The sequence below is a fragment of the Pseudarthrobacter sp. genome (assembly GCF_036675385.1).
Taxonomy (GTDB): Bacteria; Actinomycetota; Actinomycetes; order Actinomycetales; family Micrococcaceae; genus Arthrobacter.
In genome coordinates this window covers 1-1875 of sequence record NZ_JAKFFD010000043.1, presented here as the reverse complement: position 1 = coordinate 1875, position 1875 = coordinate 1, and the positions used below count along the sequence as shown (strand labels likewise).

1 protein-coding gene and 1 pseudogene are annotated in these 1875 nt (G+C 65.9%); both read left to right on the top strand.

The window, feature by feature from the left end; all coding sequences use genetic code 11:
• Nucleotides 1–1645 (top strand): arginine--tRNA ligase (gene argS, locus V6M49_RS04130; RefSeq protein ID WP_332760157.1); only part of this gene is annotated, 1645 nt, incomplete at its 5' end.
• 5 nt (nt 1646–1650) lie between these two features.
• Nucleotides 1651–1875: pseudogene (locus V6M49_RS04125) on the top strand (diaminopimelate decarboxylase); the annotation flags it as partial.

Sequence of the window (1875 nt, the reverse complement as noted above, 5' to 3'; positions counted from 1 at the left end):
TCCCGAAGAACTCTCCCTCGCCATATCCGCCTGCCTGAAAGACGCCGTCGCCGCTGGCGAAATCGCGCTTTCCGCATCAGCTGTCCCTGATGAGGTGCGCGTGGAGCGACCGAAGAACCGGGAACACGGCGACTGGGCCACCAGCATCGCCCTCCAGCTGTCCAAGCAGGCCGGCACCAACCCGCGCGAATTCGCCACCGTCCTGAGCGCCCGGCTGAAGTCCATCAACGGCGTCGCTGCCGTGGATATCGCCGGCCCCGGGTTCCTTAACATCACCGTGGATGCCGGTGCCGCCGGCGCCCTCGCCAAGGCCATCGTCGAAGCGGGCCCGCAGTACGGCACGAACTCGGCGCTCGCCGGACACACCGTGAACATGGAGTTCGTCTCGGCCAATCCCACCGGACCGCTGCACATCGGGCATACCCGCTGGGCCGCTCTCGGCGACGCCATCGCCCGGGTGCTGCGTGCGTCCGGCGCTGAAGTCACCGCGGAGTACTACATCAACGACGCCGGCACACAGATGAACGTCTTCGCGCAGTCGGTCTACAACCGGCTTCACGGACTTCCGGTCCCGGACGGCGGCTACCCCGGCCAGTACATCGCGGACCTGGGCCACGAGGTGCTTACCGCGCACCCGGACATCCGCGAGCTGACCGAAGTGGCGGCCATTCCGGTCATCCGTGCCGCCGCATACGAAGCCCAGATGAAGGACATCAAAGCCACGCTCGCCGATTTCGGCGTCGATTTCGATGTGTTCTTCTCCGAGCAGGAACTGCACGACGCCGGCGCTATTGAAAGTGCCGTAGCGCGCCTCCGCGAGCAGGGCCATGTGTTCGACGACGGCGGTGCGGTCTGGCTGCGGACCACGGACTTCGGTGACGATAAGGACCGCGTCATGATCCGCGCGAACGGCGAACCCACCTACTTCGCTGCCGACGCTGCCTACTACCTGTCCAAGAAGGACCGCGGCTACACCGAGAAAATCTACCTGCTCGGCGCGGACCACCACGGCTACATCAACCGGCTCAAGGCCATTGCGGCCGCCGCAGGTGATGACCCCGAGGTCAACATCGAGGTGCTGATCGGCCAGCTGGTCTCCGTCAACGGCGCCAAGCTGTCCAAGCGTGCCGGCAACATCATCGAGCTCAAGGACCTCATTGACTGGCTGGGCAAGGACGCGGTGCGCTACTCCCTGGCCCGTTTCCCGGCAGACTCGCCGCTGACCCTTGACCCTGACCTGCTGAAGAAGCACAGCAACGAGAACCCGGTGTTCTACGTCCAGTACGCCCACGCGCGTACCCGCGGCGCGGCCCGCAACGCCGTGGCTGCAGGCGTGGACCGCAGCGCGTTTGACGCTTCCCTACTGGACCATGCCACTGAAAACGAACTGCTCTCCTACCTGGGCAGCTACCCATCCATCGTGGCCAAGGCCGCAGAACTGCGTGAGCCGCACCGGGTGGCCCGCCATCTTGAGGTCATCGCCGGCGCCTACCACCGCTGGTACGACGCCTGCCGCATCGCACCCCTGGGTGACGAACCGGTGACCGACGTCAACCGCACTCGCCTGTGGCTGAACGACGCCACCAGCCAGGTGCTGGCCAACGGCCTGGACCTGCTGGGCGTGTCCGCGCCGGAACGGATGTGAAACTGATGTCGGCACAGGAAACCTCGACGCAGAAGGTGTCAGCACAGGACACCAACAGCGGATCCCCGCTTGCTCCCGGGTGGCTCGCCGTTCCCGCGGACCTGAACGCGCTCCACGAGCCCATGTGGGCGCAGGATGTGCGGAAGAACGACGCCGGTGAGCTCGCCATCGATGGCATCGCCGTCAGCGAGCTCAAGGCGCAGTTCGGCACGCCGCTCTTTGTGATGAGC